The sequence below is a fragment of the Paenarthrobacter sp. TE3676 genome, from assembly GCF_056279165.1.
The window spans coordinates 128,048-153,488 of record NZ_JBWBQU010000008.1; the positions used below are offsets into that span (position 1 = coordinate 128,048).

Here is a 25,441-nt window from a genome sequence, read left to right on the forward strand (position 1 = left end):
GCACAAGCCGGCAGTGGGTCGGTCCGGCGTACCTAGGACTCCCAGGGCCAGCCTGACAGGCTGTTTTCCGCCGCCGTGCCGCCTAGGCTGAAACTCGAACCCGTGTTGAATCTACAAAGCAACAGGCTTAGGTACCAGCCACTATCGAGGAGCGCCCCATGAGGATTGCAGTCACCGGCGGAAGCGGAAAACTGGGCAGGAGCGTGGTCCGACGTCTTACGCAGGACGGCCACGAGGTGCTCAACATGGACCGCGCAGGCACGCGCGGCCGGGGTTACGTCAACGTGGACCTCCGGAACTACGGACAGGTCCTGGACGTCGTCCTGGGCCTGGATGACCAACACGACGGCTTGGACGCGATAGTCCACTTGGCAGCCATACCAGCTCCGGGACTGGCCCCGGACGCCGCGATCTTTGAGAACAACATGGTGTCCACCTACAACGTGTTTCAAGCGGCACGGAGGGCGGGCATCAAGAAGGTGGTCTACGCCTCCAGCGAGACCGTGCTGGGTCTCCCCTTCGACATCAAGCCTCCCTACATTCCCGTAGATGAGGAGTACGCGGCTCGACCTGAAAGCACCTACTCGCTGGTTAAGCACCTCGAGGAGCAGATGGCCATCCAACTGACACGTTGGGATCCGGAACTGAGCATCACGGCACTGCGATTCTCCAATGTCATGGACCCCGAGGATTACGACGCTTTCCCGGCCTTCGACTCCGACGCAACGCTCCGGAAATGGAACCTCTGGGGCTACATCGACGCCCGGGACGGCGCCCTTGCCGTGGTGCGGTCCCTGAACCATGGGGAACCGGGCTTCGAGACCTTCATCATTGCCGCCGCCGATACCGTGATGAGTCGAAGCAGCGCCGAATTGGCAGCCGAAGTCTTCCCCGGCGTCGAGGTCCTCAAGGAACTGGGCGAGCACGAAACCATGCTGTCCATCGACAAAGCCCGCCGGCTGTTGGGCTTTGAACCGGAGCATAGCTGGCGCAACGTCCACTCCAACCGCACCACGCCAACCGAAGACTGACGCCGCCCACCGGCCGACGCGCGACGGCCCACCCCTTAGCTGCAGTTTCCTGCAAGCACTCGTAAAGGGATGGGCCGGCGCAGCTTCGGACGCGTCAGATCATGGTCATGACTATGGCAGGGTCGGCCAGGATTGAGCCGAGGTCCGCAAGGAATCGTGAACCCTGTTCCCCATCCACCAAGCGGTGGTCGAAGGACAGGCTGAGCGACATGACCTGCCGAACCGCGAGTTCACCGTTAACAACCCACGGCGCCTTCCTCACAGCGCCAAGGGCCACAATCGCGGCCTCGCCCGGGTTCAGGATGGGAGTGCCGGCGTCGATGCCAAACACGCCGATGTTGGTGATGGAGATGGTGCCGCCAGACAACTCCGACGGCGACGTCTTACCTGCCCGCGCCGTATCGGTCAGCTCAGTTAAAGCCGTGGAGAGCTCACGAAGCGTCAAGCGGTCCGCGTCCTTGATGTTCGGGACCGTCAGGCCCCGGGGTGTTGCGGCCGCGATGCCCAGGTTCACGTAATTGAACTGGACAATCTCCTGGTTGGCCTCATCCCACCGCGAGTTCAACGATGGGTTGTTCCGCAACGCCACCAGAACCGCCTTGGCCGCAATGGTCAGGGGCGTCAGCTTGTAGCCTTCGAATGCCTTATTGCCCTTGAGCCTGGCCAGCAATTCCATGGTTGCCGTGACGTCCACCGTGAGGAACTCCGTCACATGCGGGGCAGTGAACGCGCTCTGCACCATGGCTGCGGCCGTGAACTTGCGAACGCCCTTAATGGGCGTTCGGGTTTCCCGCTCACCTTGTGCAGCAGAACCTGGAGCCTCAGCTGGAGCTTCCGGTGTACCGGAGAAGTTCTGAACATCCTCGCGGGTGATGAGCCCACCCGGCCCGGTCCCGGGAACGAGCTCCAGGTCGACCCCCAGGTCACGGGCGAGCTTCCGGACCGGAGGGGTGGAGCGCGGTCGCTCGGAGGTTTCGGCCTCCGTCTGACGTGGCACCACGGGATCGGCGGTCGCGGGCGCCTCCGGCGCTGGGGCCTTCACGTTTTGTACCTGTACGCGGGCACGCCGTGTCGGGCGACCGGAATGTTCGACGACGGCGCCGTAACCTACCAGGTTCGGCTCACGCTTCGCTGGGCTCCCCACCCCATCGGCGGGAGCGGCGGCGGCACCATTGGCAGATGTCTCGACGGCGGCACGGTCACCTGCGGACCCCGTCCCGGCAGACTCTTTAACAGCAATAGGTGCGCCGCCCCCGTTGGAGGACCCGGCGTCGTCAACCTCGAACGAAACGATCGGCTTGCCAACCTCCACCACAGTGCCGGGCTGCTCATGAAGTTCCGCCACCACTCCCGCGAAGGGCGAGGGCAACTCGACGACGGCCTTGGCGGTTTCGACCTCAGCGATGACCTGGTTCAGCGTGACGGTGTCACCCACCGCCACTTTCCAACTCAGGATTTCCGATTCGGTCAGGCCCTCGCCGAGGTCCGGCAGCCTGAATTCCTTGATCATGGTGGCGGTCATCCTTCCAGTCCGCTCAGGGAGTTGCGCCGGCCCAAGGCACGGTCCACGCCGTCAAGAATTCTGTCCAAGTCCGGCAAGTGGTGCATTTCGAGCTTCGAGTAAGGGTACGGAACATCGAAGCCGGTGATGCGGACCGGAGCAGACTCCAGGTAATGGAAACAGCGTTCGGTGATGCTTGCAGCTATTTCGGCGCCGAGGCCACCGGATTGGCCAGCCTCGTGGGTGATAACCAGCCGACCGGTCTTGCGGACAGAAGCTTCGACCAGGGGGTAGTCCACAGGGGCCAGGGAGCGAAGATCGATGACTTCCACGGAAATGCCTTCATCGGCCGCCGCCATGGCAGCGTCCTTAGCCGTCTTGACCAGTGGACCGTAGGCAACCACCGTCACATCGGAACCTGGTGTAACCACGGCAGCCTTGTCCAAAGGAAGCGCAGTGGAAAGGTCAATGGCCTCGTCCACGTCTCCCTTGTCGTGGTAACGCCGTTTGGGCTCAAAGTAGAGGACGGGATCATCGGACGCGATGGCCTGCTGGATCATGGTGTAGGCGTCCTGCGGATTCGACACAGCTACAACCCGGAGGCCGGAAGTGTGCGTGAAGTACGCCTCGGGTGATTCGGAATGGTGCTCCGGCGATCCGATGCCACCACCGAATGGAACACGGATAGTGATGGGCATCTTGACCCGCCCTTGGGTCCGGTAATGCATCTTGGCTACCTGGCTGACGATCTGGTCGAACGCCGGGTAGATGAAACCATCAAACTGGATCTCGCAAACGGGCCGGTAGCCACGGTAGGCCAGGCCAACTGCGGTGCCGATAATGCCGGACTCAGCCAGCGGAGAATCGATCACCCTGTGCTTCCCGAAATCTTTCTGCAGCCCATCCGTGACGCGGAAAACGCCACCGAGCGAACCGATGTCTTCTCCCATGAGCACTACTTTGGGATCGTTCTCGAGGGACTTCCGGAGGCCGGCATTGATGGCCCGGGCAAAAGTGAGCTTGGACATCAGAGTGCACCTTCCTCGACAGGCTGGTTGAAACTGTTCAGGTAGCGCGAGTAGTGGTCCTTCTGGCGTTCAATCCAGGAATTGGGGGTGCTGTAGACGTGGTTGAAAACATCCAGCGGCTGCGGGTCCGGCATGTCGATGCAGCTGGACCGAAGTTCCGCGGCCACCGCATCAGCCTTAGCCTTCACGCGGGTTTCAACGTCCTCGGTCAGGAGGCCCTTGGCCTCCAACAGCTTGCGCAGCCTCAGGATCGGGTCCTTGGCGGCCCAATCCTCCAGCTCGTTGGGGTCACGGTACCGTGTGGGGTCATCAGCGGTGGTGTGCGGACCCATGCGGTAGGTAACCGCCTCGATGAAGGTAGGTCCGCCGCCCTTACGCGCCCGATCCAAGGCAACACGAGTCGCAGCCATGACGGCCAGGACATCATTGCCATCAACCCGCATGCTCGGGATACCGAATCCGGTGGGCCTGTCAGCCAACTGCACGTGGGACTGCACACGAACGGGCTCGGATATTGCCCAATGGTTGTTCTGGCAGAAGAACACCACGGGAGCCTGGTAGCTCGCGGCGAACACCATGGCCTCGTTCACGTCGCCTTCACTCGTGGCACCATCGCCAAAGTAGGCAAGGACCGCAGTGTTGGCACCATCCAACTGGACACCCATGGCATAGCCGGTGGCGTGCAGGCTCTGCGAGCCAATGATGATCTGAGGCGTCGCCAGGTTGATGCGCAGGGGATCCCAACCGTAGGAGGCGTTGCCTCGCCATACGCGGGCAATTTCGGAGAGGTGGGCGCCTCGCACATAGGCCACACCGCTTTCCCGGTAGCTTGGGAAGACGAAGTCATCGTCCCGCAGCGAGCGGCTTGAACCGATCTGGGCCGCTTCCTGCCCCAGCAACGGGGGCCACAATGCAAGCTCTCCCTGCCGCTGCAACGCCGTAGCTTCCGCATCGATACGGCGAATCACCGTCATATCCTCATACAAGGAGCACAGTTGCTCATCGCCGACGTCCTTGACCCAGATATCAAATTCGGGGTGGCTGATGCGCTCGCCGTCCGGCGACACCAACTGGAGCAGATCGCCGCCAGTCCTCAAGGGATTTTGTGCACTATGTCCTGGGCGTGGAGTGTCGTGGTGCACTCCCTTGCCCGCCTGATCCGTTAACACAGGTGATCGCAACCTTCCGGCTCGTTTTCGTCGGCGCTGGCGGGACTTGTGATCCTGTCGCAGACCGGCCCTCCGGCACCTTCGCCGGAGTTAATTGTGACCCTACTCACAACGCGCATCGGGTACAACTACCCTTGCTCAAATTGAGCATTCTGCCCTGTTTTGAGCTCAGGCTCCGTGCTAATCTTGCGCATTATGCAACCCTTGGATGGCACTGACACCCGGCTCCTTTCCGCCATGGCCAAGGACCCCCGCGGGACGGTGGTGGCACTGGCGCAAAAGTTGGGGTTGTCCCGCAATACAGTGCAGGCCCGCATGGCCCAGCTCGAGAAGAAACACGCGTTCCTGTCATTCGAGCGGCGAATCAATCCGGTGGCCCTCGGCTATCCGTTGACGGCGTTCATCACGGTCCATGTGCAACAGCAGAAATTGGCCTCACTTGCCCAGGACCTCGCGGACATTCCGGAGATCCTGGAAGGTTTCGGCCTGACGGGCTCCGCGGACCTGTTGCTGCGGGTTGTGGCCCTGGATGCGGAAGACCTGTACCGGATCAACGGGAAGATCCTCGGCTGCGACGGCGTGGAGCGGACGGATACGGCACTGGCCATGCGCGAGATGATCCCCTATCGGGTGCAACCATTGCTGGGGCGGCGCACGAAGGCCTGAATTCCCTTTCTACCTGCAGTTATTCCTGGCGCGCTCTTGCCCATGGAAGCGGACATGCGATTTGATGCAAGAGGACGCATCGGGGACCGTCCAGAGGTTCCCGGCCAGGTGGTGGCGCTGCCGAAGGCTGCCGAAAGGGGCACTACCGTGAGCAATCCGCAAGAACCCAGCCAGCCGGATCACCAACCCGGGTATAACCCGCCGCCGGTTCCGCCGGGACCCGGGTACCCCCCGCAGAGTGGTGGCTCCCCGCAGTGGCAACAGCCGCCGTCGCCCGCTTCTCCCCAGGGCAACCCGCAATACGGCGTGCCGGGCCAGCCCCAAAACCCATACCCGCCGGGCCAATACCAGCCGGGCCAGTACCCGCCCGGCCAGTACCCGCCAGGGCAATATTCCCCGGGGCAATACGGCCAGCAGCCACCGAAAAAGAGCCGGAAATTGCTGTGGATCGTCCTCAGCGTTGTGGCGGGAGTTGTTGTGCTGGCCGTGGTGGGCATACTGGTGCTCGTCAACGTGGTGGGCAACGCAACCTCCAAGGCAAGATCCCTGGCCGATGAATTCACTAATCTGGTGGTGTCAGGCCAAACGGAGCAGGCCTACGACAACTACCTGAGCCAGCCGTTGAAGGATGAACTGGACAAGCAATCGTTCGTTGATGGCATTGCCAGCCTGGAGCTGGACAGCTCATGCAAACCAAACTACAACTCCGTGAACGTGAACTCGGAGAACGGAAACAACAAGGCGGACCTTGCCGGCAAGCTCCAATGCGACGGCAAGACCATCGATCTTCAATACATCTTCGAGGGCACCAACGAGCTGAAGATGAGCAGCATCCGACTCCGCCCCTAAGTGACAGGAAAATAATCCTTCCCACCACCCATCCACCTGCGCGAATGGTCCGAATCACTTCCTGAGAGCCCCACCCGGGGCTCAGCAGGACGGCCGGGATTTCCGGCCATCACCGGAAGGTTCGGACCAATGCGTACTTCGCCCAATCGCTTGATCGCCACCATCTTCGGAGCCGTTTACCTCTTGGTAGGCGTGCTCGGATTCTTTGTCACCTCGGGAATCGGCTTCTTCGCCACCGAGGGCGCCAACCTGATCATTTTCGCTGTGAACCCGCTTCACAACATCATCCACCTGGCCATCGGCGCTGCCCTTCTCTATGCCGGCATGAACAGCGTCACGCTGTCCAAATCCGTGAATACGGCTGTAGGAGGCGTCTACCTTCTGGTGGGTATCCTCGGGCTCTTCCTGGTGGGTTCCTCACTGAACATCATCGCCCTCAACGGAGCAGACAACGTGCTGCACCTTGCCAGCGCAGTTGTCCTGTTGGGTGTCGCACTGTCCCAGGACAAGGCCGCCGTAGCTTCCGCCCGCGCCTGATCACCCACTACGCGCCACTAAAAGCGAAAGGACGGCGGGAGCCATGGAAAGCAGAAATCACCCCACGTTGAAGGCAGCCAGCTTACTGTTCGTGTACTTCGCTGCCATGGCGGCCGGGATGGTCGAGCTTTCCCTTGCCGCCGGGTATCTCACCGGCATCAACTCGGTGACGCCCGGTTTGGTCATTGCCGGTGTGGCAACCCTCACGGCTGGCTTGGCCTTCCTGGCTTGGTCTCTGTGGGGCCTGCATCGCAACGCACTTGTCTTCGCCCGCTATGCCGTTCCAGCCTTGGCAGTGGCTGCCGCGGCCCACGTCGCAGTCATGGCGGCCGGCGTCTCCACCCAGCGCTCACTTGACGTGAGCCACCTCGCCGCCCTCGGCCTGACGCTCATGGCGCTAGCCGGAGCGGGCTGGTTGAGGCGGCAGCACAAGACCAACGACGGCGGCGCCCACGGCCAGCCAAGGACCGGGCGGCTTCTGGCAGCCGCGTTCGGAGCCGCCGTCGTTGTTGCAACAGTGGCAACACCCGGCCTGGCAGCCTCGATGGCCGGGCAGCACGCCGTCCCCCATGGCGAACACGGCCAGTCGCCGGACGGAAACAACGGCCAGGGCTCCAATCCCGCCCTGGACCCGGGTCGCCACCACTAGGCGGCGGCTGGACCGGCGCACCATTAACACTGCCCACTGTTGATGGTGCGCCTGGTTCGTGGATCATGGAGCCATGGATCCCATCGAGGCGCTCGACGAAATTTCCTTTTGGCTGGAACGAAGCCAAGCTCCCACGTTCAAGGTCCAAGCCTTCCGCAAGGCAGCCGACGCCGTCCGGCAGCTTGCGCCGGACGATCTGGCGACGCTTGTCAGCAGCGGGCGGATAACCAGCCTCAAAGGCGTCGGAAGCCGGAGTGCCGAAGTCATCACGCAGGCCATGGAGGACCGTACCCCCGACTATCTGGCCGATCTGCGTGAACGCGGAACAGAATCCTTGGCCGCCGGCGGCGACACCCTGCGGGCCGCCTTGCGCGGCGACCTTCACAGCCACAGCAACTGGTCCGACGGCGGCTCACCGATCGAAACCATGGTTGCCGCAGCCCGCACTCTCGGCCGGGAGTATCTTGCCCTGACGGACCACTCCCCCAACCTCACCATCGCCAATGGCCTCAGCGTCGAACGGCTTGAGAAACAACTGGGCGTGGTGGAAGGCATCAATGCTGCCCAGGACGGCTTCCGATTGCTCAAGGGCATCGAGGTGGACATCCTTGAGGATGGAACCTTGGACCAGACACCGGACATGCTGGACCGTCTGGACGTAGTGGTGGCTAGCGTTCACTCGAAACTTCGGTCAGACAAGAAGACCATGACCACACGAATGCTGGGCGGCATCAGTGATCCCCATACCAACGTCCTGGGGCACTGCACGGGCCGCCTTGTCCAAGGATCGCGGGGTACCAGGCCTGAGTCTGAGTTCGACGCGGCCAAAGTGTTTAAAGAGTGTGCGGAATGGGGTGTGGCTGTTGAAATCAACTCACGGCCAGAGCGGCAGGATCCACCGGACAACCTCATCAGGATGGCCCTCGACGCCGGCTGCCTGTTCAGTATCGACAGCGATGCCCACGCCCCCGGCCAACTCGACTTCCTGCAATACGGAGCGGAGCGGGCGGAAGCCCTTGGGGTGCCGAAGGAACGGATTGTCACCACGTGGCCGCTGGAGCAGCTAAAGGAGTGGCTGAACCTGAAGAAGTAAATGATCCTGACTGCAGAAGGCTCCTCCTGATGTTTGCAGGAGGAGCCTTCTGTTGCGTTGGCCCTGCTTGGCTCGGTGCCGGCAGGGCTAGTGGTCTACAGCTTTCTCAGCACCGACGCCGGTCAGCGAGCGCACCTCCATTTCCGCCTGCTTGGCCGGATCCTCGCGCCGCTTGTCCAGGACCGTACCCAGCCAGCCGAGGAAGAATGCCAGCGGGATGGATACGATGCCCGGGTTGCTCAGCGGGAAGAGGGCAAAGTTTGCTCCCGGGATCATGGAGGTCTTGGCTCCCGAAACTACAGGCGAGAAAGTGATCAGCAGGATGGCCGCAGCCAGGCCGCCATACATGCTCCAGACCGCGCCCTGGGTGGTGAACTTCTTCCAGAACAGGGAGTAGACGATGGTGGGCAGGTTAGCCGAGGCTGCAACTGCGAAGGCCAAAGCCACCAGGAAGGCCACATTCTGGCCGTTGGCGAAGATGCCACCTAGGATAGCCAGGACGCCGATCACCAGTACCGTTCGCCGAGCCACCTTCACCTCGGTATTGGCATCGGCTTTGCCCTTGGCAATGACATTGGCGTAAATGTCATGGGCGAAGGATGCCGCCGCCGTGATGGTCAGGCCGGCCACCACTGCCAGGATAGTGGCGAAGGCAACCGCCGAAATAAAGCCCAGGAGCAACGGCCCACCCAGGTGGAAGGCCAGCAGCGGTGCGGCGGAGTTGACGCCGCCGGGTGCGGATTTGATGGTTTCTGCACCCACCAGGGCTGCAGCACCGTAGCCCAGCACTAGTGTGAACAGGTAGAACAGGCCGATCAGCCAGATCGCCCAGACAACGGACTTCCGGGCTTCCTTTGCCGTGGGGACGGTGTAGAAGCGCATCAGGACGTGTGGCAGGGCCGCGGTTCCGAGAACCAGGGCGAGTCCAAGGGACATGAAGTCGAGCTTGGATGTTTCGGTCTTGCCATACTGCAGGCCGGGGTTCAGGATGGCCGGGTTGTTGGCGGCCTCGGCTGCGGAGCCCAGCAGGCTGGACAGGTTGAAGCCATAGATCGCAAGCACCATAGCCGTCATGACTCCGGCACCGGCAATCAGCAGGATGGCCTTGATGATCTGCACCCAGGTGGTGCCCTTCATGCCGCCGATCAGTACGTACATGATCATCAAGGCACCGACGACGATGATCACCAAGGCTTGGCCACCCCAGTCGCTGATTCCCAGCAGGAGCGAAATCAAGCTGCCTGCACCTGCCATCTGGGCGAGAAGGTAGAAGAAGCAAACGGCGAGGGTGGACAGCGCCGCCGCGATACGGACCGGGCGCTGGCGCAAGCGGAAGGACAGGACGTCAGCCATGGTGAACTTGCCGGTGTTGCGGAGCAGTTCAGCCACCAGGAGCAGGGCAACCAGCCAGGCAACAAGGAAGCCGATGGAGTACAGGAACCCGTCGTAGCCGTTGATGGCAATGGCACCGGTGATACCAAGGAATGATGCCGCCGAAAGGTAGTCCCCGGCGATGGCCGTGCCGTTTTGGGAGCCGGTGAAGGACCGGCCGGCAGCGTAGTAGTCTGCCGCGGTCTTGTTGTTCCGGCTTGCCCGGAAGACGATCACCATGGTGACCGCCACGAAGAGGGCGAAGATGCCCATGTTGAGCAGGGTGGTGTCTTTCAGCGCTTCGACGTTCACTGCTGCCGGGACGATGGTGTTCATTTGGCTGCCCCGCTGATCACATTGCCGTCCTTATCGAATTCGTGGCCCTCGATCTCGTTGCGGATTTCAGCAGCGATGGGATCCAGTTTCCTGTTGGAGTAGCTCACGTACCAGGCCGTGATGCCGAAGGTGGTGACGAACTGCAGCAGGCCGAGAATCAGGCCGACGTTGATGTTGCCCCAAACCTTGATGGACATGAAGCCGACTGCGTAGTCGGCCAAGAGAACGTAGGCGAAATACCAGAGCAGGAATACCACTGCCATTGGAAAGACAAAGCTGCGATGCCGCTTGCGCAGTGTCTTGAACCGTTCCGTCTGTTGGACTTCCTGGAAGTCCACGGACGCCGTTGCGTCCTGGGGTTGGGCCTCATTACCCATGGTTCCTCCTGATTGTGATGTGTCCACATCAGCTCCACACGCATTGCCAATGTGACTGCAATCACTATCGAACGCTCTGTGGCACCTGTTCCAGAGAAACGTCCACTGCCGTCGCCCAACGGTTGCGACGTTGCGCCAAACGGTGGCCGTGAGGGAGCATCAGGGCAACCGGGCGGACCCGCCAGTGCGTCCGGCTACGCTGGCCTTATGCCCGATTCCCCGCTTTTCACCGCAGCCGCGATCGCCGTGATCGTGCTGGCAGTCGCCGTCGTCGTGGGCGTTGGCCTCAAAGTGATCCGCTCGTTCCGCGACCTTGGCACGGACGCCGAACGTGCAACCTACAACACACTCCATGCAGCCTCCAGGGCAGGGCAGCATCTTCGTGCTGGTCTCCATCCCGCCGGCGCAGCCAAGGCCAGCAAGCAATTACGGGCGCTGCTGGGCTGCGATGCCCTGGCCATCACGGACACCGACGCCGTGCTCGCCTGGGATGGTGCCGCCGAGGAACTCCGGCCATCGCTGATGCGGCTCGCGGAGGAAGTACTAACCACTGGCCGGACGGTGGTAGTGGCTGTCGGGTACCCCTCAGCCGCTAAGCCGGATCACGGCAACCACGACTTCAGTGCTGTCATCGCACCGATCCGGGCTGGATCCAGGGTTGTCGGCTCTGTGGCCGCGCTTGCCCCTGCGGCCGGGGCCGGTTTGGTGAGGGCAACAAGCGAGGTGGCCGATTGGATTGCCGCGCAGCTGGAGCTCGCGGAGCTGGAATCTTCGCGCACCCTCCTGATGGAGGCCGAGGTCCGTGCCCTGCGGGCCCAGATAAGCCCACACTTCATCTACAACTCGTTGAATGCCATTGCCTCGTTCATCAACACCGATCCGGCCCGGGCCAGGGAGCTCGTGGTGGAATTCGCCGATTTCACCCGGTACTCGTTCCGGAGGCATGGCGACTTCACTACTGTGGCGGAGGAACTCCGCTGCATTGATCGCTACCTCTTGCTGGAGCGCGCAAGGTTCGGCGAGCGGGTCCAAGTGAGCCTGCGGATCGCTCCGGAGGTCCTCAGCACGGTCATCCCGTTCCTTAGCCTCCAACCGCTGGTTGAAAACGCCGTCAGGCACGGCTTGGAGGCCAAGGAAGGACCCGGACACATCACCATTTGCGCGAATGATTCCGGCGCGTTCGCCGAAGTGACCATCGAGGACGACGGCGTCGGCATGGACCCGGAGCATCTGCGGTCTGTGCTCGCAGGGCACACGGACGGGGTCCACGTGGGACTTCGCAATGTGGACGCCCGCCTGCGACAGGTCTATGGCGACGAGCACGGACTCATCATCGACACGGCCCCGGGCGAAGGAACCATGATCACCATGCGGGTGCCGAAATCGCAGCCCGGGCACGACGCCTGAGGCCGGTTAGTCTTTAATCATGATCAACGTCCTCGTCGCTGATGACGAACTGCCCGCCGTGGAGGAGCTCGCCTTCCTGCTGGGCCGGGATGAGCGGATTGGCGCCATCCACCGGGCATCGTCCGGCGCAGAGGCGCTACGGACCTTGGAAACAGAGTCAGTGGACGCCGTATTCCTCGACATCCACATGCCGGCGCTCTCAGGGTTGGACATCGCACGCGCTATATCCCGCAGCAGCAGTCCGCCGGCAGTCGTGTTTGTCACCGCAGACGAAGACTGCGCACTTGAAGCCTTTGACCTCGCCGCCATCGACTATCTGCTGAAGCCCTTGCGCGCTGAACGGCTTTCACGATCCGTGGACCGCATCAGTGAGCTCATCAAGGACGGAACCCCCGCGCCGGAGATGATCACGGTGGACCTCGGCAGCACAACCCGCATGATCCGCCGCGACGACGTAACCTACGTGCAGGCCCAGGGTGACTACGCAAGACTGCACACGGCCGAGGCCAGCTATCTGATCCGTGTTCCCCTCAGCGACCTTGAACAGAAGTGGGCAGACGCCGGCTTTATCCGGATTCATCGCTCGTATCTCATCGCCTTGAACCATGTGCAGCACCTCAAGCTTTCGGCCACGGGGCCGAGCGTGGCAGTTGCCGGCGCCGAGCTGCCCATCAGCCGCAGGCACCTGCCATCGGTAAGGGACAAGCTGCAGTCCACCCGCATCCGGCCCCAAGGATGACACGCGTCCGCGTCACTGCCCCGCGCCAATCAGCCACGGCGACACCGGGGGCCTCGGGAAAGTTGCCGTACCCGGGGGAACTTGCCGAGGACTCCGATGCCGGCCGGATCTTCATCCGCTCGCTCATCCGCTCCCAGCTGCGGTTGGCCTTGGTGGTGGCCTGCGGGTTCCTGGTCATTCTTGCCGTGATCGCAGTATTCCTGGTCTATGGACCCGGGGTGGCGGAGACCCGCATTTTCGGCATTCCCTTGGATTGGCTGGTCCTGGGCGCGGGCATCTACCCCGTCATCGGACTGAGCGCCTGGCTCTACAATCGCGCGGCAGCCCGCAATGAGGCGCGTTACCAGGACCTTGTGGAGGATAAGTGAACCCTGCTGTTGGGCTCATCGCTTTTCTGGCCGTTTCCATCGCGACGGCGGTCATTGGCTTCTACGGCTTGCGCATCTCACGCACAACCGGCGACTTCTACGTCGCCTCCCGAACAGTCCCCCCATGGTGGAACGCATCCGCAATCGGCGGCGAGTACTTGTCCGCCGCCAGCTTCCTGGGCGTCGCGGGGCTGATCCTGCTTTCCGGAACTGACGCACTTTGGTTCCCCGTGGGGTACACCGCCGGTTACCTGATGCTGTTGCTCTTCGTGGCCGCTCCCCTGCGCCGCTCCGGCGCCTACACCATTCCGGATTTTACCGAAGCCCGGCTGGACTCCAAGCTGGTCCGACGGGTGACAAGCCTGGTGGTGGTGGCCGTCGGCTGGCTGTACATCGTTCCCCAACTCCATGGCGCAGCGCTCACAATCCGGATCACCACAGGACTGCCGTCGTGGGTAGGTTCGACGGCGGTGGTTCTGGTTGTGTGCCTCACGGTTGTGGCAGGTGGAATGCGCTCCATTACCTTTGTTCAGGCCTTTCAGTACTGGCTGAAACTGACCGCTTTGGCAGTGCCTGTGGTCTTCGTTCTTCTGGTACTGGCAGGCACTGGTGCGCAACCACAGGCGCCCCTGCCCCTCAACCCCACCGGCCAAAGTGCCGCCGGGGCGTACCAACACATATCGCTCTTGGTGGCGTTGCTCTTCGGAACCCTGGGCCTACCGCACGTCCTGGTGAGGTTTTATACCAACCCCGACGGCCAATCGGCCCGCCGGACCACGCTCATCGTGTTGGGGCTGCTCTCCGTCTTCTATCTGTTTCCAACGCTGTCGGGTGCCTTGGGGAGGATGTTCGCACCCGACCTCGCGCAGTCCGGCCAGGCCGACGCCCTGGTCCTGTTGCTGCCCGGGAGGTTTGTCGGCGGTGTGGCCGGTGACATGCTGTCTGCGTTGGTGGTGGCGGGCGCCTTCGCCGCTTTCCTGTCCACGACGTCCGGGCTGGTGGTTTCGCTGTCCGGCGTCATCAGCCAGGACCTCTTTGGGGGAAGCGTAAAAGGCTTCCGCCTCGCGGCGTTACTCGCCGCCGTCGTGCCTTTGGGCTTTGCCCTGATGACTGACACACTTGCGCTGGCTGGAAGCGTCGGCTTGGTTTTTGCCTTCACGGCATCCACTATCTGCCCGGTGCTGCTGCTCGGGATCTGGTGGCATGGGCTAACGGATGCGGGCGCCATCGCGGGGATGCTGATTGGTGCGCTTCTTTGTGGCGGCGCCATGGTGGCGGGCACCCTCATGGGCCCAGGCAACGCGCCCGCGTGGTTGGCGCAGCCTGCAGCGTGGAGCGTCCCGGCCGCTTTCGCGGTGACCGTGACGGTGTCGATCATGACGAAGAACCGCGTACCGGCCTCGGTGAACCGGGTAATGTCACGCCTGCATGTGCCGGAACGTCCGGTAGTCACGGAGCGATAGCGGCAGCAAGCCGTTGTCCGTGGCCGCTACAGGGTGGACAATGACGCCATGTCCGATGAAGCGGGTGCAGCTGGTCCCGAACCGCCGGCGCCCACGACGGAGCTATCTCCCAGCGTCCGGGCGCAATTGCTGGCTACGGAGCACTGGAGCCTGCTCGCTTCAAGGAGCACCACCCAAGGCGAAGTCCTCACCCGCATCAGCATGTTCCTGACGTTTACCTCGGCAAGCCTGCTCAGTGTGGCGCTTGTTGGTAACGCTACCCAATTTTCAGATGACTTCAGGGCCTTCGCGCTGACGATTCTCAGCATCGACGTCGTCGTAGGACTGCTAACACAGATCCGGGTCTTGAACGTCGGCATGGAGGACCTCATGTACGTCATCGCCATGAACAGGTTGCGTGCCGCCTACGTCGAACTCGATCCCGGCATGGCGCGCTACTTGATGGCGGGCTACCACGACGACGAGGCAGGCTCGGAGCGGACGTACTACTTCCTGGGCGGGCGGGGCTCATTCAGCCAAGTAGCAGGCAGCAGCATGATGTTCATCATGACGGCCAACTCGGCGTTGCTTGCACTGCTGATCGGCTCAGTCTTGACTGTCCTTCAGGTGCCCGCGCCCGTCTCAATCAGCGTGGCCGTGGTGGCCGCACTGGCCTTTTTCGCATTCACCATGGTCCGCGGCGGGCGCCGGTATTACGCGGTGTGGAAGATCAACCAGCCAATCTCCCCCACCCCGCATTAGCCCACCCTTCGAACTAATCGATGGCCGCCATGAGCTCTACAACACGGGCGAGAAAGGCATCTACTTGTGCCTCTTCGTAGCCATCGGCGCCCTTGGCCGCACGGAAAACAGCACGCCGCACTGTGTCCACGCTCAAGGCCTGATCGTGCTCGAGGTACCCAATAAGCTCGGCGCACAAGGCGTCGACATCCTGGACGTTGTAGCTGCGGGTCCTTTTCCCGGACGGGCGCCGGAAGCGCTCGCCGTCAGGGCGGTGCAGCCTGCCGCGCAGGATGCCGGAGAGCTTGCCGATCTCGCGCAGCCAGGCCTCTTCGCCCTGCTGGCTGATGAGCTCGTCCCTCTCCCGACGCGCAAACGCGTCCTCCAGCCGGTCCAGCGCAGCATCCACACTGTTGGCGTCGTAGCCGCCCTTGACGGGGTCGAAAGCCACAGCACGTACATCTACGCTGGCCACTTGGTCGGCCGTGCCCACAGGATTCTCAAACGACGTCCTGGCTCGCTGGAGGAACTCATCCACTTGCTTGGCGTTATAGCCGTACTTGCTCCGCTCCACGCGATCGAACGTTGCGGGAATCTGGCGTCGAATATCCAAGGCCACTAATTTTCCTTCATTGGTTGTCAGACGCCGCTCAGCAGCGCGAACAGAACATAGGCTACAGGGGCTGCGAACACGATGGAGTCCAAGCGGTCCATCACGCCACCGTGGCCGGGCAAGATGCTGCTCATGTCCTTGACGCCAAGTTCGCGTTTGACCATGGACTCGGCGAGGTCTCCGGCGGTTGATGCGGCGACCATGCCCACGGCCAGCACAAGGCCCACCCACCAAGGCTTGTCGAGCAGGAAGATGCAGGCAAGGACGCCGATGACCATGGCCCCGCCCACTGATCCCGCGAAGCCCTCCCAGGACTTCTTGGGGCTGATCTTGGGGGCCATGGGGTGCTTACCGAAAGTAGCACCAACGATGTAGCCGAACGTGTCATTCGAGACCACCAACAGCAACAAAGTCGCTATCTGCCACGCGCCGTCGGGTATCCCGTTCGGCCAAAAGCCGAACGGGGTGGCACCACCGGTGGCGTGGAGCGGCAATGCCGCGAAGCTGATGAGGAACGGAATCCAAGCCAGGGTGAAAACGCCGGCAAACACGCTGCGCGGCGCCCCCGCAGCGCTCTCGATGGAGCGCCACAGCAAAACCGCCACCGAACTCGCCGTCATAGTGAAAAGCAAACCCTCAAGTCCGCCAAAGTAGGCCGACACCGGCATCAGCAGGCTGCCGATCATCACGGGAACGATCGGCATCCTGGTTCCCTGCGCCTCAAGCGCCCGGAAAACCTCCCAAACACCCAGTACCGCGAAAGCAGTAGTGAGCAGGACGAATCCCAGCGGGAGGAAAAGCAATCCACCCAAAACGGCCAGAAGCATGGCAAGCCCGACGCCGATGGCCGCCGGAAGATTCCGGCCTGCCTTGGGTGTGGGGTTCTTCCGCACGCGCCTGACGCGCTTGGGGGTATCGCGTGTCGGGACCCGCTCAGCGGGTGCCGGCTCAGCCTGGTTCATCAGACCTCGAGCAGCTCGGCTTCCTTGCGCTTGAGCAGTTCGTCGATGCTGTCCACGTGCTGCTTGGTCAGGGCGTCGAGTTCCTTCTCAGCGCGTACACCCTCGTCTTCTCCGGCTTCGCCGTCTTTGACGAGCTTGTCCAGGGAGTCCTTGGCCTTACGGCGGATGCTTCGGATGGATACCTTCGCGTCCTCACCCTTGCCCTTGACGATCTTCACGTACTCCTTGCGGCGCTCCTTGGTGAGCTCCGGGATGGTCACGCGGATGACATTGCCGTCGTTGGAAGGGTTGGCGCCAACCTCAGAGTCGCTCAGTGCCTTCTCAATGTCGCGCAGCGCTGTCTTGTCGTAAGGGGTGATCAGGATGGTCCGGGCATCAGGCACACCGAAGGAGGCCAGCTGTTGAAGCGGAGTAGGTGTGCCGTAGTACTCGACGATCACCTTGTTGTACAGGGCGGGGTTGGCCCGGCCAGTGCGGATCGACGCGAAATCGTCCTTGGCTACCTCCACCGCCTTATCCATCTTCTCGCCGGCTTCGAGCAAGGTCTCTTCGATCACGGGTTTCTCCTCAGAAATAGTTGCTACCCAACTGCAGGCGGCAATGCACAGTAAATCAATGCACAGTAAAGATCCGCCACCAGGGGCGGACGGTCCTAGAAATATCCTAGCCCTTGCTAGGGAGTAACCAAGGTTCCCAGCGTTTCGCCCAGGATGGCGCGGGTAACGTTGCCCTCGCCCTCCATGCCGAACACCACCATGGAAAGACTGTTGTCCTTGCACATGGTCATTGCAGTCTGGTCCATGACCCGGATGTCACGGCGCAGGGCGTCGTCGTAGCTGAGGACATCCAACTTCTCGGCTGTGGGGTCCTTCTTGGGATCGGCGGTGTAGACGCCGTCCACACCGCTCTTGGCCATGAGGACCACGTCTGCGTGCACTTCAAGGGCCCGCTGTGCCGCCACGGTGTCGGTGGAGAAGTAGGGCAAGCCGGCGCCTGCGCCGAAAATGACCACGCGGCCCTTTTCCATGTGGCGGATGGCGCGGCGGGGAATATAGGCCTCCGCGACCTGGCCCATGGTGATAGCGCTCTGGACCCTGGTCTCTACACCAGCCTGCTCCAGGAAGTCCTGCAGCGCCAGGCAGTTCATCACAGTGCCCAGCATGCCCATATAGTCGGCGCGGGAGCGATCCATACCGCTTTGCGACAGTTCGGCGCCGCGGAAGAAATTACCGCCGCCGACAACGATTGCCACTTCTACCTCGGTGACTGCTGCCGCGATTTGCTTGGCGATGGCGCGTACGGTCTCGGGATCGACGCCGAGCTTGCCTCCGCCGATGACCTCGCCGGAAAGTTTCAGAAGTACACGTCGGCGGGTCTTCTCGGGCTGGATAGCAGTGTTGACGGTTTCCATGGTGCCTTCCCGTTGGTGGACTCTGGCTAGATTATCGTGCTGTGGGTCCGCGCAGGTACTACCCGGACGGGTGCATGAAAAAGGGGCGGCCACCGAAGTGACCACCCCTTTTCATGAATTACTAGTTTCCGACGCGGAAACGGGTTACTGCGGTAGCCTTCACGCCGGCTTCCTCGAGGACCTGTGCAACAGTCTTCTTGGAGTCCTTGGCGAATGCCTGGTCAACCAGAACTTCACCCTTGTAGAAGCCCGTCACGCGGCCTTCCACGATCTTGGAAAGAGCAGCTTCGGGCTTGCCTTCAGCCTTTGCGGTCTCTTCGGCGATGCGGCGCTCGGACTCTACCAGTTCGGCCGGGACGTCGTCGCGGGTCAGGTAGTTCGGAGCCATGGCTGCAACGTGGACAGCGATGTCGTGCGCGGCGGTGGCAGCGGCTTCGCCTTCACCGTCGACAGCGAACAGGACGCCGACCTGAGCCGGGAGGTCCTTGGACGTCTTGTGCAGGTAAGCGTCAACCGTGGTGCCCTCAACGCGGGAGATACGGCGGACAACAACCTTCTCGCCGAGGACTGCGCCCTCTTCGACAACAACCTCGGACAACGGCTTGCCGTCGACCTCGGTGGCCAGCAGGGTCTCGAGGTCGGCTGCACCGGACTCGACTGCAACGTTGAGGACCTTGTCGGCCAGCTGGATGAACTTGTCAGCCTTGGCGACGAAGTCAGTCTCGCAGTTGACCTCGATCATTACGCCGACGCCGCCGTTGACCTTGGCAGCAACCAGGCCTTCAGCAGTGGAACGGCCTTCGCGCTTGGTAGCACCCTTGAGGCCCTTGATGCGGATGATCTCGATGGCCTTCTCAGCGTCACCGTTGGCTTCGTCAAGAGCCTTCTTGACGTCCATCATGCCGGCGCCGGTGCGCTCGCGCAGGGCCTTGATGTCAGCAGCAGTGTAGTTCGCCATGTGAACCCCTCTGTCTAGAAATTTGTGTGTTTACGGACTGACAGGACGGCAGCCCACCGTGTGAGCCGCCATCCTGTCAGTTGCCCCTGACGCTGTATCCAGCATCAGGGAAGGTCCAGATTTACTTGGCTGCTTCGGCTTCGCCGGCTGCAGCTTCAGTCGCTTCGGGAGCCTCGGCTGCGGGAGCTTCTGCTGCCGGAGCCTCGGTTGCCGCTGCTTCTTCGGCCTTGCTGCCTTCGAGGAGCTCGCGCTCCCACTCAGCCAGCGGCTCTTCCGGAGCTTCGGTGGTGCCCGTTGCGCGCTGGTTGCGGGCGATGAGGCCCTCAGCTACGGCGTCGGCAACAACGCGGGTGAGCAGGTTGACGGAGCGGATGGCGTCGTCGTTACCCGGGATCGGGAAGTCAACTTCGTCGGGATCGCAGTTGGTGTCCAGGATGGCAACAACCGGGATGTTCAGCTTCTTGGCTTCGTCAACAGCAAGGTGTTCCTTCTTGGTGTCAACAACCCAGAGAACCGAGGGAGCCTTGGTCAGGTTGCGGATACCACCGAGGTTGGATTCAAGCTTGGTGAGTTCACGCTTGAGGAGCAGGAGCTCCTTCTTGGTGTAAGCCGAGCCGGCGACGTCGTCGAAGTTGATCTCTTCGAGTTCTTTCATGCGCTGGATACGCTTGGCGACGGTCTGGAAGTTGGTGAGCATACCGCCCAACCAACGCTGGTTGACATACGGCTGGCCAACGCGGGTAGCCTGCTCGGCAATTGCTTCCTGAGCCTGCTTCTTGGTGCCAACGAACAGGACGGTGCCGCCGTGGGCGACAGTAGCCTTGACGAACTCGTAGGCGCGGTCGATGTAGGACAGCGACTGCTGGAGGTCAATGATGTAGATGCCGTTGCGCTCCGTGAAGATGAAGCGCTTCATCTTCGGGTTCCAACGACGGGTCTGGTGTCCAAAGTGGACGCCGCTGTCAAGCAGCTGGCGCATAGTTACGACGGGCATGCCGACGCTCCTTCCGGCAGGTCATTCATGAGAGAGCCCATGGGGCTGCTCTTACCCTGCCAATAGTTGACGGTTATTTAGCCTTTGCCCGGTTGGGCGTGGCTCCTGGCATCCATTGCACTTCTCATCCGGCACGGAGCCTGAGCTCGGCCGGACCGCAAGAGGCGCAATCCTCCGCAGCATAAAGCCTTGAAGCTTAGCTGGTGGAGGGCTGGATACGCGTAGTCAGCCTGGGACCCTCACATATCTGAATGAGACATGCTCCTGAACAAGCTTGAGGGCACAGCAAACTGCTCCACCAAGTGTACTACAGCGACCCCACCGATTTGACCGCGGGAAACCACCCGTTGTCCACATACGGCAGTCAACGTATCGCGTCGCCGGGGTTGCCCCGGGAGGCTGGTTCCATGACCGTTTTCAAGCTCACATTGACCACACTTCTAGTCTCCACCGTCGTTACTGGCAGCGCAGGCGCAGCTGCTCCAGCCGAACCACAGTGGAGTTGGCCGCTCTCCCCCAAGCCTTCCGTCCTGCGGACGTTCGACCCACCGGACAAACCGTGGCTCAGCGGGCATCGGGGCGTGGACCTGGGGCCAACTCACGACGGCGCTCCCGTCACCGCGCCGTCTGATGGCGTGGTGACCTTTTCCGGCGTCGTAGTTGATCGTCCGGTACTAGCCATCGAGCAAGGCAACGGCCTCAAGAGCAGCTTCGAACCTGTGACCAGCGAATTGAAAACAGGTGACGCTGTCCGCAAGGGACAGGTCATCGGCACCCTGGAACCCGGCCACTGCAGCAGCGCCACCTGCCTGCATTGGGGGGTGCGGCGCGGCGAGGACTACGTCAATCCGTTGGGCTTCGTATCGGACATGCGGCCATCCATACTGCTGCCGCTCCACGGAGCCCCCGGCAACGTCCAAGTCCCCGCCGCGTTCCCGCCGCATCTCCCCGCCAGGTCAGCGAATGTTCTAGACGATGGCCGAAACGCCTGTGATGGCACGTCCGGTCACCAAGGTGTTGATCTCGTGTGTGCCCTCGTAGGAGTAGATGGCCTCGGCATCCGAGAAGATCTTGGCCATGCCGTAGTCCGTGACGATGCCATTGCCGCCCAGGATGCTGCGTCCCAGGGCGACGCTTTCGCGCATGCGCGCCGTAGTGAAGGCCTTTGCCAGGGCTGACTGCTCGTCCTTGGCCACTCCGGCGTCTTCGAGTTGGGCCAGACGAACCATCATGCCCATGGAGGCCACAGTGTTTCCGAGGATCTGCACCAGTTGGTTTTGCACCAACTGGAACGCTGCAAGCGGACGCCCGAACTGCTGACGCTCCACGGCGTAGCTGCGGGCGACATCGAAGGCAGCCATCTGCAGCCCCACGGCCTGCCACGCGACAGCCAGGCGGGTTACTTTGAGGACCTTGTTTGTGTCGCGGAAACTATTGCCGTTGGCGAGCTTGAAGAAGTCCGGCACCACCACATTGTCAAGAATAATGTCCGCATTCTGCACAGTACGCAGGGAGATCTTGTTTTCAATCTTGGTGGCCGAGTAGCCGGGCAGCGAAGTGTCCACCAGGAACGCCTTGACCTGGTTGTCTGCCAAGTCCTTGGCGTAGATGACCACCCAATCGGAGAACGTGGCGTTGCCGATCCAGCGCTTGGCGCCATTGAGTATCCAGTTGTCACCGTCGCGCCGGGCGGTGGTGCGCGTTCCACCTGCTACGTCCGAGCCACCCAGCGGCTCGGTCAGCCCGAAGGCGCCGATCTTCTTCAGGGAGTAAATGTCCGGCAGCCAGGCATCCTTCTGCTCTTGCGATGCGAGGGCTTCAATCGAGCCCGTGAAGAGGCCGTCGTGGACACCCATAAAGGTTGCAATCGAAGCATCCGCACGGGTCACTTCCGCATGGAGCATGCCGGCGAACAAGTTGGAGTACCCCTGGCGGCTGACGGGGCTGACAAGGTCAAGTTCGCCGAGCTTGGGAATGAGATCCATCGGGAACTCGCCACGGTTCCAGCAATCCACCGCGATGGGCTTGACCTCACGTGTAAGAAATTCGCGGACCTCCGCCAGGCGATCTTGCTCTTTTTCTGTCAGCATCTGCTCAAAGGCATAGAAGTCGCCGTCGGCATACGGAAGGTTTGCGGCGTCAAATGCAGCGTTGGACATATTCGCTCCTTCAAGGGTGGTCACCTGCGACCACATCAGATCCGGACCAACCGCGCTGAACCCAAGGGGCGCCAGGGCGGCCAAGTTACCGGCGAGTAGTAAGTTACTGATCAGTAACATACCGCAGGTTCTTCGTTCCCCGCAACGGAGTTTTCCTTTCTGGTTCCAAAGAACTCTTGTCGCAGCGGACAGTTCTGTAACGTCGGTAGTGCAACGGTGCAGATGAATTTGGGGGAAGCACAGTGATCAATCCACGTTACGAGGCGATTCTGGTCCGCAATCGTCACCAGAATGGCCTCGATGACAAGACCCCGGAGGTGACCAGGTATCGTCCCGCCGGTGCTTTCACGCACATCACCTTTAGTTCCGGAAAGACATACAAATACTCGGCCGACAAGGTCGTTGTTCTCCGAAATCCAGCGCCCATCTTCCTCAAGCCGCGCGACACAGTCACGGTGCGGGGCAAAGTGTTTGAGGCAGTCACCGAGGTCCTCCGTTTCGATTCGCCCCACGGAACCTGGTTGCGCGTGTTTCACACGGGTGACGCAGGACCCGGATATGAAACCTGTCGAGACACCCAGATAACAATCTCCCAGCCGTCCGAGGAAGAAATAGAAGCCCAGGTCGTGCTGGATTATTGGCGTGACGTCGCCTCGAAACTGAGGGAGGACGATCCGCTACGCCGGCAATACGAGGACTTCAAGCGCGTCCCGGCAGGAAGCGCCCTGGAAGTCCTGCTCCAGCGCCAAACCCTGACTTCCCCGGAGAAGATTCAGCGGCATCCGATACTGCCTTTCTCGTCAAACATCAGCCAGCGCGAAGCTCTCCTGAAAGGACTTAGCAATCGAATAACGGTGATCGACGGTCCACCCGGCACGGGAAAAACCCAAACCATACTGAACCTTGTGGCCAACATCGTTACCGTTCCGGGCCAGAGAGTTGGAATCGTCTCCTTCAACAACGCCGCCGTGGAAAATGTCCGGGACAAACTGGCCGAGGAAGGCTACGGACACATCGTGGCTGACCTCGGTCGGAAGGAGAAAATTGCCGAATTCTTCGCCAGGCAGGAAGCCAGGAACGCCGCGGTCGATGAATTCGCCGGCCAATCACCCGCCAAGGCACCCCCGGCAGAATATGTGGCCGAACTCGACAGCCGCCTGCAGACCCTGCAAGGGACCGCCAGACAACTGGCCATGTGGAAGCAAGAGCTCGACGCCTACCAGCTCGAGAGGCGTCATTTCCTGCTCCAGGCCGATACCCGTGAGTTGCCCGCACTGGAAGGCGTCCCGCTATTGCGTGCTCCGTCCGCTCGGATCCTCGAATTCCTGGCCGATACCGCATTCATGCCTGTCGAGTCCGGACGGGTCCGAAAACTTTTCCGCCGCCTGAGACTTCGCCTCCGATACGGACCACTCGGACGAGTTGATCCCCACGACACTGACGTCGTTCTGCGGCTTCAGGGCGCCTACTATGACAGCAAGGTCAAGGAGCTTGAAGAGCGTATCAATCAAGCGGGGCAGCTGCTGGCGAATGAAGACTACGGACGTCTTGAGGAGGAGCATCGGCTGGCTTCCAGGCAGACGCTCGAAGCATCTCTCCATAGCCGCTACGCCCAGACGCGCAGGCGGGTCCACTCAGAAGCCACGTACAGGTCAACCTACGCGGAATTCACCGCTGACTACCCGGTAATTCTGAGCACGTGCCACTCCCTGCGACGAAGTGTTCCTACAGGACAGCTCCTCGATTACCTGATCATTGACGAGGCCTCCCAAGTTGATCTGCTCGCCGCTGGCCTGGCACTCTCCCGCGCCCGGAACGTCATTGTGGTCGGCGACCTTCAGCAACTGCAGCACATCGCCGATGAGAGAGCATCAAGGAACTCCAAGAAGGCCCCGTCCACCAGTGTGGACTACAGGAAGCACAACATTCTGTCCTCAATCATCGATCAGTTCGGCGATGACCTTCCCCGCACCATGCTTCGGGAGCATTACCGCTGCGATCCGGCGATCATCGACTTCTGCAACAGGAAGTTCTACGGCGGGAGGCTGGTCCCCTACACCTCTAGCGGGTCGGGCGGTCAGCCGTTGGTGGTGGTCCGGACAGCCGAGGGGAACCACATGCGGCAGCACAACAGCGGGGGCCGAACCAACCAGCGTGAAGCGGACGTTATTGCCAAGGAGGTCCTCGGGCAATTCTGCTCAGGTATCAGTAACGAGCAGATCGGCGTGGTGACCCCGTATCGACGGCAAGTGGACAAAGTAACCGAGGCCTTGCTCAACAGCATCCACGCCGACACAGTCCACAAGTTCCAGGGGCGGCAGAAGGACGTGATCATCATGAGCACAGTCCTGGACGAGACAAACAGCGGTCACCAAGGCGTCAGCTTCGTCGATGACCCGCACCTCGTCAACGTCGCCGTTTCCCGCGCAGTGAAACGGTTCGTGCTTGTTACCAACAATGAGATGCTGCCGAAAAGCCGACACCTTCGAGACCTGGTGCACTTTATTCGCTACCGAAATCCGGAGGATGGCGTCTTCGACAGCAACGTCCTGTCCGTCTTTGACCTCCTGTACAGAGAATACTCAGCACTGCTGCGCCCTTTGGCCGCCCGGCTCCGGAACAGCTCCACGTACACGTCGGAGAATATTATCTGGACCCTCCTGTCGGAGATCCTCGAGGACGAACTGTTCTCCGACTTAGCTGTGGCGCCACAGGTCCTGCTGAAGAATTTGCTTCGCGATCCTGCGATGCTCACGTCCCAACAGGCTTCTTTTGTCCAGAACCGGGCAAGCCTGGACTTCGTGGTCTATAACCGCGTCACCAACATGCCCGTCCTGGCCATTGAAGTTGACGGTTTCGCTTACCACGAAAACAATCCCGCGCAGCAAGTCCGGGATGACCTCAAAGATGCCATCTGCCGTGCACATAAGATCCGTCTTCTGCGGTTGCCGACCACGGGAAGCGGGGAGGAAACCCGCATACGCTCCGAACTGGCAGCGGCATTGGGCTGAAAGGCCGGCAAAAGAGCCGTGGGCGACGA

Annotated in this window: 25 protein-coding genes and 1 pseudogene; 13 read left to right on the top strand and 13 right to left on the bottom strand. The window is 61.6% G+C overall.

Annotation, left to right across the window (positions count from 1 at the left end):
• The first annotated feature begins 158 nt into the window (after nt 1-158).
• Nucleotides 159-1,031: an NAD-dependent epimerase/dehydratase family protein gene (locus tag ACZ881_RS18690; RefSeq protein WP_476117568.1), complete on the top strand. Its 873-nt coding sequence runs from the start codon at nt 159-161 to the stop codon at nt 1,029-1,031.
• Nucleotides 1,032-1,125: 94 nt separating this feature from the next.
• Here the strand turns inward: ACZ881_RS18690 and ACZ881_RS18695 are convergent, their stop codons facing one another.
• The 3 genes from ACZ881_RS18695 to pdhA are packed head-to-tail and all read right to left on the bottom strand — an operon-like array spanning nt 1,126 to nt 4,729.
• Nucleotides 1,126-2,553 (bottom strand): dihydrolipoamide acetyltransferase family protein, encoded by a 1,428-nt coding sequence (locus ACZ881_RS18695; RefSeq protein WP_476117569.1) that lies wholly within the window; start codon nt 2,551-2,553, stop codon nt 1,126-1,128.
• Nucleotides 2,550-3,560: an alpha-ketoacid dehydrogenase subunit beta gene (locus ACZ881_RS18700; RefSeq protein WP_476117570.1), complete on the bottom strand. Its 1,011-nt coding sequence runs from the start codon at nt 3,558-3,560 to the stop codon at nt 2,550-2,552. The genes ACZ881_RS18695 and ACZ881_RS18700 overlap by 4 nt, the downstream gene beginning before the upstream one ends.
• Nucleotides 3,560-4,729, bottom strand: a complete 1,170-nt coding sequence (gene pdhA, locus ACZ881_RS18705; RefSeq protein ID WP_476117571.1) for a pyruvate dehydrogenase (acetyl-transferring) E1 component subunit alpha — start codon at nt 4,727-4,729, stop codon at nt 3,560-3,562. Before pdhA ends, ACZ881_RS18700 begins: the two co-directional genes overlap by 1 nt.
• A gap of 195 nt (nt 4,730-4,924) precedes the next feature.
• Here pdhA and ACZ881_RS18710 point away from each other — a divergent pair, with 195 nt between their 5' ends.
• The 5 genes from ACZ881_RS18710 to ACZ881_RS18730 all read left to right on the top strand — a co-directional run bounded on the left by ACZ881_RS18710 (nt 4,925) and on the right by ACZ881_RS18730 (nt 8,523).
• The gene (locus tag ACZ881_RS18710; RefSeq protein ID WP_091466379.1) at nt 4,925-5,395 is read left to right on the top strand and encodes an Lrp/AsnC family transcriptional regulator; all 471 of its coding nucleotides are present in this window, start codon (nt 4,925-4,927) and stop codon (nt 5,393-5,395) included.
• Between the two features lie 147 nt (nt 5,396-5,542).
• Complete coding sequence (locus ACZ881_RS18715) at nt 5,543-6,244, top strand: hypothetical protein (protein ID WP_476117572.1); 702 nt, start codon at nt 5,543-5,545, stop codon at nt 6,242-6,244.
• A gap of 129 nt (nt 6,245-6,373) precedes the next feature.
• Nucleotides 6,374-6,781 carry a DUF4383 domain-containing protein gene (locus ACZ881_RS18720; protein WP_011774231.1) on the top strand — a complete coding sequence of 136 codons (408 nt, stop codon included), beginning with the start codon at nt 6,374-6,376 and terminating at the stop codon, nt 6,779-6,781.
• Between the two features lie 43 nt (nt 6,782-6,824).
• Nucleotides 6,825-7,430: a hypothetical protein gene (locus ACZ881_RS18725; protein WP_476117573.1), complete on the top strand. Its 606-nt coding sequence runs from the start codon at nt 6,825-6,827 to the stop codon at nt 7,428-7,430.
• A gap of 73 nt (nt 7,431-7,503) precedes the next feature.
• On the top strand, nt 7,504-8,523 hold the full coding sequence (locus tag ACZ881_RS18730; protein ID WP_476117574.1) for a PHP domain-containing protein: 1,020 nt from the start codon (nt 7,504-7,506) through the stop codon (nt 8,521-8,523).
• Nucleotides 8,524-8,610: 87 nt separating this feature from the next.
• Here the strand turns inward: ACZ881_RS18730 and ACZ881_RS18735 are convergent, their stop codons facing one another.
• Nucleotides 8,611-10,230: a solute symporter family protein gene (locus ACZ881_RS18735; RefSeq protein ID WP_178996417.1), complete on the bottom strand. Its 1,620-nt coding sequence runs from the start codon at nt 10,228-10,230 to the stop codon at nt 8,611-8,613.
• Complete coding sequence (locus tag ACZ881_RS18740) at nt 10,227-10,607, bottom strand: DUF485 domain-containing protein (protein WP_017199418.1); 381 nt, start codon at nt 10,605-10,607, stop codon at nt 10,227-10,229. The genes ACZ881_RS18735 and ACZ881_RS18740 overlap by 4 nt, the downstream gene beginning before the upstream one ends.
• Nucleotides 10,608-10,814: 207 nt before the next feature.
• Between ACZ881_RS18740 and ACZ881_RS18745 the strand changes: the two genes are divergently transcribed.
• From ACZ881_RS18745 to ACZ881_RS18765, 5 genes are read left to right on the top strand one after another with little or no spacing between them, the layout of a single operon-like run.
• Nucleotides 10,815-12,014: a sensor histidine kinase gene (locus ACZ881_RS18745; RefSeq protein WP_091467619.1), complete on the top strand. Its 1,200-nt coding sequence runs from the start codon at nt 10,815-10,817 to the stop codon at nt 12,012-12,014.
• A gap of 19 nt (nt 12,015-12,033) precedes the next feature.
• Complete coding sequence (locus ACZ881_RS18750) at nt 12,034-12,753, top strand: LytR/AlgR family response regulator transcription factor (RefSeq protein WP_091466370.1); 720 nt, start codon at nt 12,034-12,036, stop codon at nt 12,751-12,753.
• Nucleotides 12,750-13,121, top strand: a complete 372-nt coding sequence (locus ACZ881_RS18755) for a DUF485 domain-containing protein (RefSeq protein ID WP_091466368.1) — start codon at nt 12,750-12,752, stop codon at nt 13,119-13,121. The genes ACZ881_RS18750 and ACZ881_RS18755 overlap by 4 nt, the downstream gene beginning before the upstream one ends.
• Entirely contained in the window at nt 13,118-14,584 is a 1,467-nt protein-coding gene (locus ACZ881_RS18760) for a sodium/solute symporter (RefSeq protein WP_476117575.1), read from the top strand. The genes ACZ881_RS18755 and ACZ881_RS18760 overlap by 4 nt, the downstream gene beginning before the upstream one ends.
• A 48-nt stretch (nt 14,585-14,632) precedes the next feature.
• A complete protein-coding gene (locus ACZ881_RS18765; RefSeq protein ID WP_476117576.1) occupies nt 14,633-15,325 on the top strand; it encodes a hypothetical protein in 693 nt (230 codons plus the stop codon).
• A 13-nt stretch (nt 15,326-15,338) separates the two neighbouring features.
• Here the strand turns inward: ACZ881_RS18765 and ACZ881_RS18770 are convergent, their stop codons facing one another.
• The 6 genes from ACZ881_RS18770 to rpsB form a co-directional block, all read right to left on the bottom strand.
• Nucleotides 15,339-15,923, bottom strand: a complete 585-nt coding sequence (locus ACZ881_RS18770) for a DivIVA domain-containing protein (protein WP_179019056.1) — start codon at nt 15,921-15,923, stop codon at nt 15,339-15,341.
• 20 nt (nt 15,924-15,943) lie between these two features.
• On the bottom strand, nt 15,944-16,879 hold the full coding sequence (locus tag ACZ881_RS18775; RefSeq protein ID WP_476117577.1) for a phosphatidate cytidylyltransferase: 936 nt from the start codon (nt 16,877-16,879) through the stop codon (nt 15,944-15,946).
• A complete protein-coding gene (gene frr, locus ACZ881_RS18780) occupies nt 16,879-17,436 on the bottom strand; it encodes a ribosome recycling factor (protein ID WP_476117578.1) in 558 nt (185 codons plus the stop codon). Before frr ends, ACZ881_RS18775 begins: the two co-directional genes overlap by 1 nt.
• Nucleotides 17,437-17,552: 116 nt before the next feature.
• Nucleotides 17,553-18,290 carry a UMP kinase gene (gene pyrH / locus ACZ881_RS18785; protein ID WP_014921238.1) on the bottom strand — a complete coding sequence of 246 codons (738 nt, stop codon included), beginning with the start codon at nt 18,288-18,290 and terminating at the stop codon, nt 17,553-17,555.
• Between the two features lie 121 nt (nt 18,291-18,411).
• A complete protein-coding gene (gene tsf, locus ACZ881_RS18790) occupies nt 18,412-19,248 on the bottom strand; it encodes a translation elongation factor Ts (protein ID WP_026541489.1) in 837 nt (278 codons plus the stop codon).
• 121 nt (nt 19,249-19,369) lie between these two features.
• Nucleotides 19,370-20,242: a 30S ribosomal protein S2 gene (rpsB, locus tag ACZ881_RS18795; protein ID WP_017199410.1), complete on the bottom strand. Its 873-nt coding sequence runs from the start codon at nt 20,240-20,242 to the stop codon at nt 19,370-19,372.
• Nucleotides 20,243-20,649: 407 nt separating this feature from the next.
• Here rpsB and ACZ881_RS18800 point away from each other — a divergent pair.
• Nucleotides 20,650-21,033, top strand: a pseudogene (locus tag ACZ881_RS18800) (M23 family metallopeptidase); the annotation flags it as partial.
• Here ACZ881_RS18800 and ACZ881_RS18805 read toward each other — a convergent pair.
• Together ACZ881_RS18805 and ACZ881_RS18810 are read right to left on the bottom strand one after the other, a co-directional pair.
• A complete protein-coding gene (locus ACZ881_RS18805; RefSeq protein WP_476117637.1) occupies nt 20,917-21,186 on the bottom strand; it encodes a hypothetical protein in 270 nt (89 codons plus the stop codon). The pseudogene ACZ881_RS18800 and the gene ACZ881_RS18805 overlap by 117 nt on opposite strands.
• Nucleotides 21,187-21,210: 24 nt before the next feature.
• Nucleotides 21,211-22,401: an acyl-CoA dehydrogenase family protein gene (locus ACZ881_RS18810; RefSeq protein ID WP_476117579.1), complete on the bottom strand. Its 1,191-nt coding sequence runs from the start codon at nt 22,399-22,401 to the stop codon at nt 21,211-21,213.
• Between the two features lie 242 nt (nt 22,402-22,643).
• Here ACZ881_RS18810 and ACZ881_RS18815 point away from each other — a divergent pair, with 242 nt between their 5' ends.
• Nucleotides 22,644-25,412, top strand: coding sequence for an AAA domain-containing protein (locus tag ACZ881_RS18815; RefSeq protein WP_476117580.1), 2,769 nt, complete (start codon nt 22,644-22,646; stop codon nt 25,410-25,412).
• Nucleotides 25,413-25,441 lie beyond the last annotated feature (29 nt).

Bases quoted from the DNA above. Each gene is read 5' to 3' on its own strand.
- ACZ881_RS18690 (WP_476117568.1), top strand. From the start codon at position 159: ATGAGGATTGCAGTCACCGGCGGAAGCGGAAAACTGGGCAGGAGCGTG.
- ACZ881_RS18695 (WP_476117569.1), bottom strand. From the start codon at position 2,553: ATGACCGCCACCATGATCAAGGAATTCAGGCTGCCGGACCTCGGCGAG.
- ACZ881_RS18700 (WP_476117570.1), bottom strand. From the start codon at position 3,560: ATGTCCAAGCTCACTTTTGCCCGGGCCATCAATGCCGGCCTCCGGAAG.
- ACZ881_RS18710 (WP_091466379.1), top strand. From the start codon at position 4,925: ATGCAACCCTTGGATGGCACTGACACCCGGCTCCTTTCCGCCATGGCC.
- ACZ881_RS18720 (WP_011774231.1), top strand. From the start codon at position 6,374: ATGCGTACTTCGCCCAATCGCTTGATCGCCACCATCTTCGGAGCCGTT.
- ACZ881_RS18725 (WP_476117573.1), top strand. From the start codon at position 6,825: ATGGAAAGCAGAAATCACCCCACGTTGAAGGCAGCCAGCTTACTGTTC.
- ACZ881_RS18730 (WP_476117574.1), top strand. From the start codon at position 7,504: ATGGATCCCATCGAGGCGCTCGACGAAATTTCCTTTTGGCTGGAACGA.
- ACZ881_RS18735 (WP_178996417.1), bottom strand. From the start codon at position 10,230: ATGAACACCATCGTCCCGGCAGCAGTGAACGTCGAAGCGCTGAAAGAC.
- ACZ881_RS18740 (WP_017199418.1), bottom strand. From the start codon at position 10,607: ATGGGTAATGAGGCCCAACCCCAGGACGCAACGGCGTCCGTGGACTTC.
- ACZ881_RS18745 (WP_091467619.1), top strand. From the start codon at position 10,815: ATGCCCGATTCCCCGCTTTTCACCGCAGCCGCGATCGCCGTGATCGTG.
- ACZ881_RS18750 (WP_091466370.1), top strand. From the start codon at position 12,034: ATGATCAACGTCCTCGTCGCTGATGACGAACTGCCCGCCGTGGAGGAG.
- ACZ881_RS18755 (WP_091466368.1), top strand. From the start codon at position 12,750: ATGACACGCGTCCGCGTCACTGCCCCGCGCCAATCAGCCACGGCGACA.
- ACZ881_RS18765 (WP_476117576.1), top strand. From the start codon at position 14,633: ATGTCCGATGAAGCGGGTGCAGCTGGTCCCGAACCGCCGGCGCCCACG.
- ACZ881_RS18775 (WP_476117577.1), bottom strand. From the start codon at position 16,879: ATGAACCAGGCTGAGCCGGCACCCGCTGAGCGGGTCCCGACACGCGAT.
- pyrH (WP_014921238.1), bottom strand. From the start codon at position 18,290: ATGGAAACCGTCAACACTGCTATCCAGCCCGAGAAGACCCGCCGACGT.
- tsf (WP_026541489.1), bottom strand. From the start codon at position 19,248: ATGGCGAACTACACTGCTGCTGACATCAAGGCCCTGCGCGAGCGCACC.
- rpsB (WP_017199410.1), bottom strand. From the start codon at position 20,242: ATGCCCGTCGTAACTATGCGCCAGCTGCTTGACAGCGGCGTCCACTTT.
- ACZ881_RS18805 (WP_476117637.1), bottom strand. From the start codon at position 21,186: ATGCGGCGGGAACGCGGCGGGGACTTGGACGTTGCCGGGGGCTCCGTG.
- ACZ881_RS18810 (WP_476117579.1), bottom strand. From the start codon at position 22,401: ATGTCCAACGCTGCATTTGACGCCGCAAACCTTCCGTATGCCGACGGC.